Source organism: Enterobacter sp. MEB024, assembly GCF_030209635.1.
Classification (GTDB): domain Bacteria; phylum Pseudomonadota; class Gammaproteobacteria; order Enterobacterales; family Enterobacteriaceae; genus Enterobacter; species Enterobacter ludwigii.
The window spans coordinates 93,265-107,374 of record NZ_JARVRQ010000016.1 but is presented as its reverse complement, the minus strand read 5'-3'; the positions used below and the strand labels follow the sequence as shown (position 1 = coordinate 107,374).

11 protein-coding genes and 2 pseudogenes are annotated in these 14,110 nt (G+C 46.4%); 8 read left to right on the top strand and 5 right to left on the bottom strand.

Features of this window, described 5'->3' with window-relative positions:
• Positions 1-9: 9 nt before the first annotated feature.
• Together QRN24_RS22140 and QRN24_RS22135 are read left to right on the top strand one after the other, a co-directional pair.
• Positions 10-936: a ribokinase gene (locus QRN24_RS22140; protein WP_163387531.1), complete on the top strand. Its 927-nt coding sequence runs from the start codon at positions 10-12 to the stop codon at positions 934-936.
• A 248-nt stretch (positions 937-1,184) separates the two neighbouring features.
• Positions 1,185-1,741 (top strand): annotated as a pseudogene (locus QRN24_RS22135) (tyrosine-type recombinase/integrase).
• A gap of 190 nt (positions 1,742-1,931) precedes the next feature.
• Here QRN24_RS22135 and QRN24_RS22130 read toward each other — a convergent pair.
• Positions 1,932-2,717, bottom strand: a complete 786-nt coding sequence (locus tag QRN24_RS22130; protein ID WP_020688229.1) for an IclR family transcriptional regulator — start codon at positions 2,715-2,717, stop codon at positions 1,932-1,934.
• 165 nt (positions 2,718-2,882) lie between these two features.
• On the opposite strand from QRN24_RS22130, the gene QRN24_RS22125 reads away from it, so the two are divergent.
• Both QRN24_RS22125 and QRN24_RS22120 read left to right on the top strand, forming a co-directional pair.
• Positions 2,883-4,466: an MFS transporter gene (locus tag QRN24_RS22125; protein ID WP_163387551.1), complete on the top strand. Its 1,584-nt coding sequence runs from the start codon at positions 2,883-2,885 to the stop codon at positions 4,464-4,466.
• Positions 4,467-4,484: 18 nt separating this feature from the next.
• The gene (locus tag QRN24_RS22120) at positions 4,485-5,513 is read left to right on the top strand and encodes an HlyD family secretion protein (protein ID WP_163387534.1); all 1,029 of its coding nucleotides are present in this window, start codon (positions 4,485-4,487) and stop codon (positions 5,511-5,513) included.
• 252 nt (positions 5,514-5,765) lie between these two features.
• Here QRN24_RS22120 and pdxR read toward each other — a convergent pair whose 3' ends face one another.
• Positions 5,766-7,145, bottom strand: a complete 1,380-nt coding sequence (gene pdxR / locus QRN24_RS22115) for a MocR-like pyridoxine biosynthesis transcription factor PdxR (RefSeq protein WP_047058016.1) — start codon at positions 7,143-7,145, stop codon at positions 5,766-5,768.
• A 109-nt stretch (positions 7,146-7,254) separates the two neighbouring features.
• Here pdxR and QRN24_RS22110 point away from each other — a divergent pair, with 109 nt between their 5' ends.
• The 3 genes from QRN24_RS22110 to QRN24_RS22100 are packed head-to-tail and all read left to right on the top strand — an operon-like array spanning position 7,255 to position 8,791.
• Positions 7,255-7,680, top strand: coding sequence for a GNAT family N-acetyltransferase (locus tag QRN24_RS22110; protein WP_020688232.1), 426 nt, complete (start codon positions 7,255-7,257; stop codon positions 7,678-7,680).
• A 7-nt stretch (positions 7,681-7,687) separates the two neighbouring features.
• The gene (locus tag QRN24_RS22105; RefSeq protein WP_223239658.1) at positions 7,688-8,296 is read left to right on the top strand and encodes an FMN-dependent NADH-azoreductase; all 609 of its coding nucleotides are present in this window, start codon (positions 7,688-7,690) and stop codon (positions 8,294-8,296) included.
• Between the two features lie 15 nt (positions 8,297-8,311).
• Positions 8,312-8,791, top strand: coding sequence for a carboxymuconolactone decarboxylase family protein (locus tag QRN24_RS22100; protein WP_005131815.1), 480 nt, complete (start codon positions 8,312-8,314; stop codon positions 8,789-8,791).
• 245 nt (positions 8,792-9,036) lie between these two features.
• On the opposite strand, the gene QRN24_RS22095 is transcribed toward QRN24_RS22100, so the two are convergent.
• On the bottom strand, positions 9,037-9,486 hold the full coding sequence (locus tag QRN24_RS22095; RefSeq protein WP_005131814.1) for a carboxymuconolactone decarboxylase family protein: 450 nt from the start codon (positions 9,484-9,486) through the stop codon (positions 9,037-9,039).
• Between the two features lie 508 nt (positions 9,487-9,994).
• Here QRN24_RS22095 and QRN24_RS22090 point away from each other — a divergent pair.
• Positions 9,995-10,354: pseudogene (locus QRN24_RS22090) on the top strand (site-specific integrase); the annotation flags it as partial.
• A gap of 241 nt (positions 10,355-10,595) precedes the next feature.
• On the opposite strand, the gene QRN24_RS22085 reads toward QRN24_RS22090, so the two are convergent.
• Entirely contained in the window at positions 10,596-12,794 is a 2,199-nt protein-coding gene (locus QRN24_RS22085) for a DEAD/DEAH box helicase (protein WP_163387536.1), read from the bottom strand.
• A complete protein-coding gene (locus QRN24_RS22080; RefSeq protein WP_163387538.1) occupies positions 12,791-14,107 on the bottom strand; it encodes an ATP-binding protein in 1,317 nt (438 codons plus the stop codon). The genes QRN24_RS22085 and QRN24_RS22080 overlap by 4 nt, the downstream gene beginning before the upstream one ends.
• Positions 14,108-14,110 lie beyond the last annotated feature (3 nt).

Below are 14,110 nucleotides of genomic sequence, written 5' to 3'. Positions count from 1 at the left end.
GTTGAAAAGATGAAAAGTGATGTAGTCGTTATTGGTAGTCTCAACTATGACATTCTTGTCCAGCAGGACCGGCTTCCGGAACTAGGCGAAACATTTACTGGAAATGAGTTGATGCTCATGCCTGGTGGGAAGGGGGCTAATCAGGCGGTGCAGTGTTCCAGACTTGGACTGAACGTCAGCATGGTCGGCTGTGTTGGAAATGACATTTATGGAGACGAGTTAATCAACTCTTTACGTGAAAATAATGTATCGGTAGAGAATGTGAACAAGCGGGGTACCGCCACTGGTATCGGAATCGTCCAGATACTTGAATCAGGTGACTACTGCAGCACCATTATTAAAGGCGCTAATTACCTTATCAGTGAAGATGACATCACTGAGTCACTTTTCAAAGGACAGCCACTGGTTATTCTTCAGTCAGAAATTCCTGCCCCGATTGTTGAGTATATCATCGACGTTGCCAGCGCCCACCGTTGCCGCATTATCCTTAATAACGCCCCGGCACGGGATGTCTCCGCCCACGCTCTGAGCTTGGTAGACTACCTGGTTATTAATGAGACAGAGGCAACCTTCATGAGCGGTGCCAATGTTTCTTCGGTTGATGACGCCCATTCCTGTGCAACCGGACTACATAGACGAGTTAAAGGACAGGTGATAATTACTCTCGGGGAAAAGGGCGCCGTATTGTCCCAAGATAACGCCACTCGACATTTCCCAGCAGTATTCTGTCCTGACGTGGTTGATACTACCGGCGCGGGTGACTCCTTCATCGGGGGCATTGCCTACTGCATTGTTAATGGTTTTTCACTGACGGAAGCGATTCCCTTTGCTGCTGAAATTAGTAGTTGCTCAATACAGAAATATGGCGGGCAAAACTCGTTTCCCATGCTGCCGGACGTTTCTCATGCCCTTAAAAACTCAAGCTTATTAGATTAAGTAAATCCATCCACCGTTATCAATGAAGGGCAATGATATTGCTCACCTGATAAATATTTTCGAATCAATAAGCCATGACCACAGAGATATTTTATCCTTGTGGTCTTTTTCATATCAGCTGATAACCTGCTCCTTTTTGAATAAGATACCTCAATATTCGTCATATAGTTATTGGAATTGCGAACTACTGCTCCTCGCTCATAAGGGAAAACCATACTCAAATCTCCCACATTACAGGAGATTTGAGTATGAGCACGTCACGGTGGAACGAAGACCGTATCATCGGCCAAAAAAGACCATTTCAGATATCTCATATCTGGGGGATACGAATCCGGCTTGAACTGGAAGGTAAAGCGCGCGAATTAGATCTGTTCAATATGGCCCTGAACAGTAAGCTACGGGGCTGTGATCTGGTCAAACTAAAAGTATCTGATATTGCATATGGTATCTCTGTTTCAAGCAAAGTAACGGTGTTGCAACTGAAAACCGGTAACCCGGTGCAATTTGAGTTAACCAAGGGAACAAGAGAAGCTGTTGCTGCATTGATAAAGCTTGGCAATTTGCACAGTAAAGACTTCTTGTTTCGTTCTCGGATCGGAACTAACCAGCACATATCAACCCGGCAATATAACCGAATCTTTCATGGGTGGGTGGTCTCGAAGATACGCTTTACAGCACACACTTCATGAGAAGAACAAAACCTTACCTGATTTATAAGAAAACCAAAAATCTCCGGGTAATTCAACTTCTGTTAGGCCATAAGAAACTGGAAAGCACAGTCCGTTATCTGGGCATTGAAGTCTAAGGTTGTCGGGGCTACAACAGCAGCCCTGTGCCAAAAGCGGAAGTAGCTAACAGTGCTTAGTGTTGAACAACGGGAAGCTGGTCAACTCTTATTACTAACTGATCGTTGTATCTAATGCTGGGGGCAGGTCAGGCCGGATCGTGCAAGCGGCCTAACAAATTTCGTTGAGAACAATTATTGATGTTGTTAGTTATTCTCCTACCGAAATTATTCTTCCAATTTCATTAACTATTGCCTCCTTGCATTGCATGAGTTCTTGCCGATAAAAGGTTTCATGTTTATGGAAACGTGGCGCTGGAACTAATAATGAGATAGAAAAACGACCAAAAAGTGTGTCCAGCGCTACCGCTATCGTGCAGACACCCTCAAGAGTTTCACCCAGATCTATAGCCAGCCCTTTGGCACGAACATCAGCGATCAGCTCCAGAAGCTGTGGAAGAGTTTTAACTGTCATTCCGGTGAGATCTTCATAGGCTTCGCCTACCAGTATGCGGACATCTTCATCACTTTCCATAGCCAGTAACACACGTCCGCCGGAAGTGCTGTAGAGCGGCAAATTAAGTCCAATACGAGGTACAACACGTAATTCCCGTGTTGCTACGACGTAGTGGATGATTGCCAGCTGTGTACCGCTGGCACGTGCCAGGGTCACTGTTTCATTAATATTGGCCGAAAGTTGCTCCAGGAAGGGACGTACAAGATCCACGACATCGCTGTGCACACTGGAAATAAGTTTGAGTAGTGCAGGTCCCAGACGCAGGCCACCGGCCCCGCTGCTACGCACAAGTTGAGCGCTATCTAAAGCCGCGACAATACGCTGCACCGTTGAACGAGGGAGAGCAACCTCCTGCGCAATTTCTCCCAGACTCATGCCGCCAGGGTGTTTTCCCAGCACATTCAAAATTGCAGCTGCGCGGGCGATAACCTGAATCCCGCCGGTTTTTTCATCCTCAAAGCTTGAAACATTTACGGCCATATAGAGCTCCTTATTGTCCGGTCACGGACAGCCTGTTACCTCAGTTCATGTATTAATTATCACATTGCAATGGACGCTATCGCAATGTAAGATGTCACATGTGTATCATAATGTGGTACATCGTATCGATATAATGCATGAGAACTTTGTATGAATGCACAGCGTATGAATGCACAGCGTTCTACTCCACCTTCGCCCCCCTTTACCTGGCGCCTTGCAATGGGATTTGTGGGGATACTCATCGCAGCCTTAACTTCCGGACTTAATGGTCGGGTTATAGATATAGCGCTTGCGGATGTGCGTGCCGGAATTGGCGTGACTTATGATCAAGCCAGTTGGTTCACCTCTGCCTACCAGGCCGCAGAAGTAGTGGCGATGATGATCGCACCATGGTTTGCTGTGACTTTTTCGCTGCGTAAATTCGCGCTTACTTGCGCTGGCGGTTTTATGGTTTGCGGCATACTTTTACCCTTGCTCCCGAATGCGCCGCTGTTTATTCTCTTGCGAACGATACAGGGCCTGTTTAGCGGTGCCCTACCTCCCTTACTCATGACTGTGGCGCTACGTTTTCTGCCACCATCGATAAAACTTTATGGACTTGGCGCTTATGCTCTGACTGCGACTTTTGGTCCAAATGTGGCCCCTTCACTGGCGGCATTCTGGACAGATGATGTGAGCTGGATGTTCATGTTCTGGCAAGTGGTCCCCGCCATTTTGATTTCGATGCTCTTTATTGGCTGGGGTTTGCCGCAGGACCCGATTCACCTCGACCGATTTAAACAGATCGACCTGTTCGGTATGATTACCGGCTGTTCTGGAATGGCGTTTTTGATAATCGCCATCACTCAGGGTGGACGTCTGGACTGGTTTGAATCGCCCTTATTTAATGGCCTGTTATCCAGCGCCTTCGTGTGCCTGACGATTTTCCTGATTAATGAATGGTTTCATCCCCTCCCTTTGTTCAAATTACAGATGCTGGAGAGAAGTAACTTTTCATATGGCCTGATGGCGCTCGCTGTAGTGTTGGTACTGGCACTGGCTGGCTCTGCTTTGCCGTCCAATTTCTTTGGTAAAGTAGAGGGCTTTCGAACAGTGCAGTTTGCCCCGCTGGCTTTGATAATTGGGCTCCCGCAGTTAATTATCACCCCGCTTGTTGCCGCATTGCTTAGTCTGCGCTGGGTTGATTGTCGCTGGCTGATAGCTTTCGGGATTGTTCTGATGATTTCTGCCAGCCTGATGGGTATGCAGATAACCAGCGACTGGGCACGCCAGAATTTCTGGGCAATACAGCTTCTGCAGGCGATTGGATTACCGTCAATTATTTTACCGTTGCTTATGAGCGCAACCAGCGTTGTGGCTCCCCCTGAAGGACATTATGCCTCTGCTATGTTCAATTCCGTACGGGGTTTTTCAAGCATCGCAGCTGGCGTTTTAGTGGAATGGTTTATAAATGACAGAGAGCAATTTCATTCTAATGTTCTGGTCAATAACGTAGCCAACCGCCCATGGTTGATATCGACACCGGTCAGCGAGCAGGCCAGCAGCAGCATTCCTTTATTACACGACGGCAGCATCAGCAACACCGAGAACATCGCTGGATTTATCACCTTATTAAAACATCAGGCAATTGTTCTGAGTCTGGCCGATAGCTATCTCCTGATGACTGGCTTTGCCGTCCTTCTGTTATTACTCACTGTCTGGTTGCCAAAACGTGTCTGGCCGCCCCAGACACTTTTCAACCTGCAATGACAAAATAGAGGTGGTTAAATGAAATTTTCGGTATCGAGAAGAACGACTCTGCTCAGCGCATTATTAATCCTGATGATGACGATGATATTTTTCGTCTGGTCGACAATGCTGAACAATGATACCCGTACCAATGATGCCTATGTGAATGCGGATTACACACTGGTAGCACCAAAAGTATCGGGTTATATCAAAAATATCTATGTTGCGGATAACCAACGTGTTAAAGCAGGGCAAACACTGGCAACGCTGGATGACCGTGACTACAAAATAGCGCTTGAAATGGCGCAAGCTAATTTGCAGCTTAGTGATGCAAAACGCCTGAGCAGCCTTGCACAACTGGAGCAGCAACAATCCATTATTGCTCAGACAAAAGCGACCCTTTTAGCCAGTCAGGCATCGGCGCAGTATGCCAGTCAGAATGCTGAACGTTTTAATAAACTTTATCAAAGAGGTACCGTCGCTGCGGACGATCAACAAAAAGCCCATTCAACACAGCGTTCTGCATCCGCAGTCGTTCGTCAGAACGAAGCTGCTCTGACCTCAGCAGAGAAACAGGTAGGCGTGTTGAGGGCTGCATTACGTCAGGCGGAAGCCGATGTTGCAGTCGCGCAGGCAAAAGTCAGTCAGGCGAGGCTTAACCTTTCTTATACGCATATTGTTGCACCAGTCGATGGGATGGTAGGCCAGCGTTCGGTGCGCCTCGGAGCGTACGTTAACGCAGGGACACGTCTGCTGGCCGTGGTTCCGCTACATCAAACTTACATCACTGCCAATTATCTTGAAACACAGTTGGCAAATGTTCAGCAGGGGCAGAAGGTCTTAATTAAAATTGATGCCATGCCTGGCAAAAAGTTTACTGGACATGTCGATAGTATCGCTCCTGCAACCGGCGCAACGTTTTCAGCCATCCAGCCAGACAATGCAACGGGTAACTTTACTAAAGTCGTCCAGCGTTTACCAGTGAAAATAGTGCTGGATGGTAATCAACCCGATGCAAAATTATTGCGCGTCGGGATGTCAGCCGTTCCTGAAATTGAAATCCGCTAATATTCCAGATATACTCAAAAAACGCTCTATTTTTTAATGTCTGGCTTAGAAACGGCGTTCCAGTTATCTATACATAATTTCCTGTTGGAAATAAAGGGCACTGACACCAGGCTAACTTCATGTTACAAAACGCATGAGCGATCACGATCATATTTAGTCGACCCTCATTTACAGAGAGTGATCGACTAAATTTTTTCAGTCAACAATACTGGTAAATAATAGGTTATTCTTCACGCCTGGCTATCAAAATACTTAATGCTGCATAAGTGCCAGTGTTTTTTCCTTAACACGCTGCAAAATTTTCTGCGCCTCCTCGGTTGAACGAATATTGGTGTATCCAATGACTAATCCATAACGTTTTCGTGTCTGCGCATACCAGCTCGAGAGTGGCCGGACGTAAAGCTCGTGCTGTGTCCATAATGCAGCTAATGCAGTATCTTCAATGCCACGTTGCAGGAAGGCAACAATATGCATACCGCCATCTGTAAGCTCAAATTCAAAAAAACCTGGAAAGGTCGTTTCAATTGCGTCAAGCATCATGCGACGCCGCTGCTGGTAGAGTAAACGCATCTTTTTTATATGCCGGTAGAAGTGCCCTTCACTAAGGAACTGTGCAAGGATTTTTTGCGGTAGTAATGGCAGACCCGTTTCAAGGATTTCACCCAGTTCACTGAAACGGGCTACCGTCTCCTGTGGCACTACCATATATCCGATACGCATAGCTGGCATTATCGTTTTACTAAATGTACCGGTATAAATAACCCGGTCATGCGTATCGAGGCTTTTCAACGCCGGGATTACTTTGCGTGTGTAGTGAAACTCTCCGTCGTAATCATCTTCAATTATCCAGCTATTGTTTTGCTGTGCCCAGGACAGTAACTGATGCTTACGCGGTAATGAAAGGCTAACTGCGAGCGGACTTTGGTGAGTGGGTGTAACGATAGCGAAGCGTGCATCGTTGTGATAGCGCTGAAGATAATCAACATCCATGCCCTGTCTATCAACAGGTATATAGTGCAGTTTGGATGCCATTCGCTTCAATAATTGCTGACCATAAAAGTAGCCAGGATCTTCAAACAGCACTTTATCATCAGGTTGTGCAAGTACCGACAGAATAAACCGTAAATTGGCCCGATAGCCGCTGGTAACGAAGATTTGCTCTGGTCGGCAATTCAGTCCTCTTGAAATAGTGAGATAACTTGCAATGGCCTCACGTAGTGGCTTAAAGCCCACTACCGGGGGCATGAGCATTTCTTCCGGACGCAGACTTCGCGCCGCTTTTCCCGATATCAACAGCCATTTTTTATGGGGGAATTCATCCAGTGCAGGAATGCCGAGTCGGAGATCACCCTTCCTTTCAGTAACCGGCGTGTCAAGTGAACGAGACGATACATAATTGTCTTCTCTGACCGTTGAGGTCAGCCGGAGCTCCGGATTTATATAGGTCCCCTTCGCCCCCAGACTTACGAAATAGCCTTCTCCAGTAAGAATTTCATACGCGGTTTCCACCGTTTTTCGCGCGACCTGCAACTCGCTCGCCAGCGAACGAATTGAGGGAACGCGCTCCCCCGGTTTCAAAAGGCCGTCCTGAATTTGCTGACGATAGCGGGCATAAATCTCTTTGTACCCCATCAAATGCACCTTTAAATGTCCTATCAATTAATTCGAATAATGACCCTTTTTAACAAGACATACAAGATTAAGATATGGCTATTAACTAAGCCACTCACTATGAGGCGTCATGAAGATTGTACATTACGACACCGTCATTGACCTTGCCCGTTGCTTTGCGCTGATGCAGGAGCTACGCAGCAAACTAACGAATGAGAAACAATTTATCGCCCAGGTACAGCGCCAGCAGGCGCAAGGCTATCGGCTTGCAGGACTGGAGCAGGATGGCAAAACAATGGCGCTGGCCGGTTATCGACTGCTCGAAAATTTCATTCACGGGCAATTCTGTTACGTCGACGATCTGGTAACAGTGAACGAGGCTCGCGGTCAGGGGATGGGTGCAACGCTGTTGAATCACTTAGCGGTCATCGCACGTGAATACGGTTGTGGTCAGATGGTCCTTGATACCGCCATTAGTAATTCAGGAGCCCAGGCATTTTATCAGCGTGTCGGATATACCGCCCTCGGCCTGCATTATTATCGCGATCTCACTTGAGGAAAAAATGATGAAACTGCTTCACATTAAAGTCAGCCCGGATTTATCAGGATCGACATCCCGTGTGGCGTCTGAGCGCCTGGTAGAAAAATTACGCGCGCATCATGCCGGGCTTCAAGAATCAGTGCTGGACCTGGCTAAAAGGCCGCTACCACATCTTGATGCATTTACCATTGCTGGTTTTTTTACCCCACCAGACCTACGCAGTGAAGCTCAGCTCACCGCTATTCAGACTTCGGAACAACTGGTAGATCAGCTTTTAGATTGTGACACGCTGGTTATCTCATCACCGATGTGGAACCTCGGCCTGCCTTCTGTGTTAAAGGCCTGGTTCGATCATATAACCCGCGCCGGACGAACTTTCGCCTTTACGCCAGAGGGCAAAAAAATAGGGCTCGTCAGCGGCAAAAAGGTGTATTGCGTTGTCGCCAGCGGCAGTGTATTTGCACACGGTCCATTTGTAGCGGATGACCAGTTTACGCCATATATTCGCGTAGCGCTTGAATATATTGGCATTACCGACGTGCAATTTATTCGGGTAGACGGTACGCATGATCCCGTCGCTCGTACTACAGCGTTACCTCATGCACTGCAAACCATTGATCGTTTATTTTAAAAAGAGGATTACAATATGTCGTCACGTGTGAATCATTTTAAAACCATTCCCGCACTGGCTAAAACACTAGCCGATGCCTCTATGGCATTAGGAAAAGTCTCGCTGGATAAAAAACTTAAGCACTTAGTGGATATCCGAGCCTCACAGATGAATCATTGTGCGTTTTGTCTGGATATGCACGTTAAAGAAGCAAAAATGCATGGGGAGCGTGAACTGCGTCTTTATCACGTTGCAATCTGGCGGGAATCGCCACTGTTCAGCGCCAAAGAGAAAGCTGCTCTGGCACTGACTGAAGCGTTGACACGCATTGGTGATAATGGTGTAAGCGAAGCGCTTTACAGTGAATTGCGCGAACATTTCTCTGAAGTGGAAGTATCAGAGTTAACTTTCACCATTGCTGTAATCAACGCCTGGAATCGTCTCCAGATTTTATCACAGATGTCACCAGGATCGATGGATAGCGCTTACGGTCTGGATCGTGCTGAATTACATTAATAAATGTCCGCCAACAACACTTCTTGTTGGCGGCTTTATTTTTTATTATTAGCTTACATATGCTGTAATAATCACCCACAAATAGTATTCATAGTGTATTTTTAACCTAATATTATATATGCTTATAAGAATATTAAGATCGATTATATTTATCGCTAGCTGTTAAAAAAGTAAAAACCGCCTTTCGGCGGTTTTTACTTTGGAGGAAATGAGTAACCAATCGCGAGAAGAAAACGAATGGTAATTTATGCCTTGGCCAGCGGCTTCATTCGAAAGCTGACGCCCATACGATTAAGTGCATTCATTGTTGCAATAACGATGGTCAGATCGACCAAATCTTTTTCACCAAATACTGAAAGCGCTGCAGAATACGCTTCATCCGAGGCATGTGTCTCACTTACTCGGGTAACTTCTTCAGCCCATGCCAGTGCCGCTTGCTCCAGATCCGAGAATAAATATGTAGCTTCCTCCCATACGGGAATCAGAACTATTTTCTCTACTGACATGCCACACTTCATAAGATCGCGGGTGTGAATATCAATACAATGCGCGCAGCCATTAATCTGAGATACTCTTAAAAAAACCAAATGTATTAACTCTTCCGGGAGATTTGTTCCTGTTGTGGCAAAATGATGCAGCGTTCCCAGTGCTTTTGAACCTTCTGCAGATACCTGGAACCAATTTGGACGTTTCATGTGTTTTCCTTTAGAAAGTGATAGTTGATTGATTTATCTACGGAAATATACCTAACCTTCTTCAGAAGGGTTACTGATGGATACTTCAGTGTTAAGTCATCATAATCAAAATTGACATGTAAAAAAGACACAAAGGAGAGGAAAACGGGTAGGACATGATAAAAATGAAATGCCATGAAATTAGTATGGGTTTAACTTTGATTCAACAATGATGATTGTTTGAATGGCCAGTTTTAGTCTTTATGCAGAAATGGCATCTGAGAATGTGACTTGGTGAAGGCCTTCATCATAATGATAAAAAAGGTGCAGGATACATTGTCGGAACACTCTTTCTTCTGGCTGAACTGACGATTACCAGCAGGCTAAAGCCTGGCCATCCCAAACGACAATCGACGTTCCCCGGGAAGAAATGTTTAATTCATATGTAATGAAATTCGTTCTGTACGTCCACCTCTCGCTCATAAGGGACAATCATACTCGAATCTCCCATATTACAGTAGATTTGAGTGTGAACACTTCATCGTGGAACATAGGCAGTATCGTAGGCCAAAAAAGACCAGTTCAGATATCTCATATCTGGAGGAACCGAATCCGGCTTGAATTGGAAGGTAAAAGGCGCGATCTAGCTCTGTTCAATATGACCTTGGACAGTAAGCTTCGAGATTCTGATCTGGTCAAACGCAAAGTATCTGATGTGGCAGATGGTAGCTTGGTTTCAAGCAGAGCAACGGTATTGCAACAGAAAACCTGTAGTCCTGCGCAATTTGAGACCACCAAAGGAACAAGAGAAATAGTTGCTGCATTGATAAAGCTTGGCAATTTGCACAGTAAAGACTTCTTGTTCCGGTCTCGGGCCAGAACTAATCAGTAAATATCAACTCGAAAATACAACCGAATCTTTAATAGGTGGGTAGAAAAGCTTGGTTGACCTGCTCCCTGTTTATTAACACGCGTCAACAGATGTGGAATAAATTACGAACTTCCGCTGTTCGCTCAAAGCAGACCTTATGACCTCGATTTCTGGCAGATCCGAGCCAAGAGCAAAAATTGATATCATCAATCGGCCTCAAGCTTAAGGGGGAACATCTCCCCCTTTTTATGTAACCAGTTTACTGAAGATGTTCTTTCAGCCAGGTACACGCGCCTTCAATGTCATACGCTTTTTCCCCAAAACCTTTCGCAAGCAGAAACTCTGGTAAATATTCATCATATTTATCTAAGTACTTTTCTGGAACATTTACAGCGAGATCAAACGCTGAGGGCAAGCCTGACAGCAGCAGGTCTTTAAGGGCCTGTTGAACAGAAGTGATACTTGAGCCGTCAATTTCTATAACTCCAGCCAATGAATTAGCTTTAAAGCCACAACGTATGAGCAAGGCTGTAATCGTATTGACAACCTTATCTCCCATCCATGGGAGGATGTAACAGTATTGGCCGCTCGTAAGAAAATACTCATTTTGCAGGTTATAACTCTGGAAGTTACGACTGCCTTCCGCAAATAGGCTTCTGGCGGCAGAATCGGCATAATCTACTCTCTTGCTACCTATTGCTATGCGGTAATCACCTTCCCTATAGATAGCGAGCATTTCCTGACGAACGGCATCATGAACAGACATTCCCCCCCCACTAAATTGTGGTGGCTGACCGCCTTTGGTCGCCTCTACATAGATAACTTTTTTCTCTGTCTCGATCTCTGTCACTTTCCAGCGCCGCCCACCGAAGATGATGTGTTGGTCTGGTAGCAGTGGGGAGTCCACAGGCACTGTTCCAAGGGTTCTGTTTCCGGTGACAATGCGGAACTCTTCTGGAGTATTGAACACAGCATAAAAAGTGTAATGGTTAGTCAGTTTCTCCCCCTCTGCCCCAACAACCATTTCGCCGCTAGCAAGTTGAGTGAGCAGGCCACAGGTTCCCATATGTTTAAGCAGACTTTTGAAATCGTTTAAATCTACATTTCTAAACGGCCCTGTCTGGCATAGTTGTGACCAGAGCTGGTCGGCACGAACTCCGCCCCATTGTGCCGTAATAGCAAGAATCTGGTGCAACAGCGTGGAATAATGCATCTGTCGAGCATCTGCTGGTTCAAACCATTGTTTAGAGATCATCAATCTGATCATTGCCATCGACTGGACCAACTGCAGCCGTAGGTGGTCAACGATACTGCTAGTTACAGTAAGCTCATTTTCTGTAATTAGCATTCTTAGAACTGATGGGGAGTCGCGTCGCCCAGAACGTCCCATACGCTGACGTAGACTGGCAACAGAATGCGGAGGCGTAACTTGGATAACCGACTTAACCTTACCGATATCAATTCCCAACTCAAGCGTCATTGTACAAACAGCAGTTGTGGGCAAATTACCTTTCTGAAGACGAGATTCAAGCGCCTCACGTAATTCCTTGGCAAGGGAACCATGGTGGGGGAAAAATTCATTCGGAACAATTTGTTCCTCACACATGTCGCTCAGCGTTGCCGCAATACTTTCAGTGCGCTTTCGGCTGTTTGCAAAGACCAAATGAGAATCGCCACGGCAAAGTCTAAAAATGTCAGCGCAAACGTCATGTTCAGCTGAACTCTGAAGTTCTTCCTCTTTTTGGATCACTCGCTCCAGGTACCCTTTGACCTGTACCTGAAGAGTGGCCGTGCTATTACTATCTGTAACAGTTACGCAGGGGAGTCGTTTGTCCGGGCGCAACATTTCGGGCACTTTCCCCAGTTCCCCTAGCGTGGCACTCAACGCAACGCGGGGAATTGGATTTACCTGGCGTCCTAGCACATGGTCAATTCTATTGAGTAGAGAAAGCAGCTGTACACCACGCTCTGAGCCAATAAAAGCATGAAACTCATCAATAACGATGTATGCGACTGACGAAAACGCCTGTTTGAGCCAGCCCATTGAGTTTATGAGCAAAGACTCAAGTGACTCAGGTGTAATCAGTAAAATGCCAGCAGGGTTTGTCCGAGCCTTCTTCTTTTTGCTTTGTGGCACATCCCCGTGCCAGGGAGTCACTGGCATTTCCAATGCATCTCCAAGGCTCTCAAGACGACGGTACTGATCGTTAATCAATGCCTTCAACGGACTGATATAGACGATGCCAAATCCATTCGTGAGATCTGCAACTGCCGAACAGGCAGGAAGAAAGAAAGCCTCTGTTTTACCCGCTGCTGTGCCTGCACTGATTAGCACGTCTCGATCACGGGCTAAAATTGCCGGGATAGAACTCTCCTGCAAGGGCCTTAATGTAGACCACCCCTGCTTGTAAACCCACTTACGGACGCGGGGATCGAGACTATCATAGGCACTGCTCATAGTTTGAAGTTCGCCAGTCCGTCATCGTCATCGCTTTCCTCTACAATGGCGTCATCCATATCGCTGGGCCTGTCCTCTTCAATCGCCACACCCTCGATTAGTGTTTGCCAATTCATCGTTCTGTTTTGTTCCAGCACGGCCAGCATGTCCAGGAAACCTTTTATGGTATTACGGGGGGTACGGAAGTAAGCATCTCCAATGGTTTTACTACAGTGATGCAGAAATCCAGTCAGTGCCTCATCTGGAATCAGATAATTCTCTGGATCTCCGCCTGCATAAACATGGCGAAGATTTCTCAGTAAAATATACAGTTCCTCAGGAGTGAGGCTGGCAAGATGCAAAGTAGGAGACGAGTAGTCAATCACTCCTGCTTTTTGCGCGAACCGATTTTCCGCCAGACGTGATTGGAGCGCCTCATAGCTGTAAAGACCTTTGCGCGGATCGAAAAGGAACTCTGGCGTCCCCCCGAGGATAAAACCAATGTTCTCGGCTGAGCCTTGCAGGCAGTCATTCAGGATCCGCAAAATCTGTTCGTAGTTCGCTGTTCTTGCTTGCGTATTATTCAGTTTAAAGAGGTTCACCATTTCGTCGAGGCTGACCAAAAGACCGGCATAGCCAGCCTGGCGGACAAAAAGGCTCATCAGCTTCAAAGAGTCATAGAATGAAGCGTCTGAGATAATAGTCCGAACGTCGAGATCGTTACGGGCATCAGTTTTAGTCGTGTACTCTCCACGCAACCAGCGAATGGCATTGGATTTTAGCGTTTCGTTATCCTGCTCATGCCCCCGCCAGAATGCATCAATGACCTTCGCAAAGTCATATCCACCGACCATATCTGATAGTGCTGCCAGGCGTTTATGAATAACTGATGAAACCTCGGAGCCGTCCGTGTCAGCTTCCTTCCTTGCCTCCGTAACGAACCTTTCAACAACGCTAAGTAACGCATTACCATCCGGCTTGTTTCTGGTGGACATGTTTTTCATGAGCTCAGAATAAAGATTACGAGCCTGACCTCCCGATGAGTGAATACGTCTGTCAGGAGAAAGGTCAGCACTGACTGACACCAACTTCTTCTCCAGCGCAATAGAGCGCACAACACTCATAAAGAACGTTTTACCAGAACCATATTCACCGATGATAAGTCTGAAGCTTGCACCACCGTCAGCAATCCTCTCAATATCCTGATGGAGAGCGGAGATCTCATTCACGCGGCCAACCTGGATATGCTGAATGCCTATCCTTGGCGTTACACCTGACTTAAGTGACTGAATAATAGCGTCGCGTTCTTTCACTCTTATACGTGTTACAGACATTCA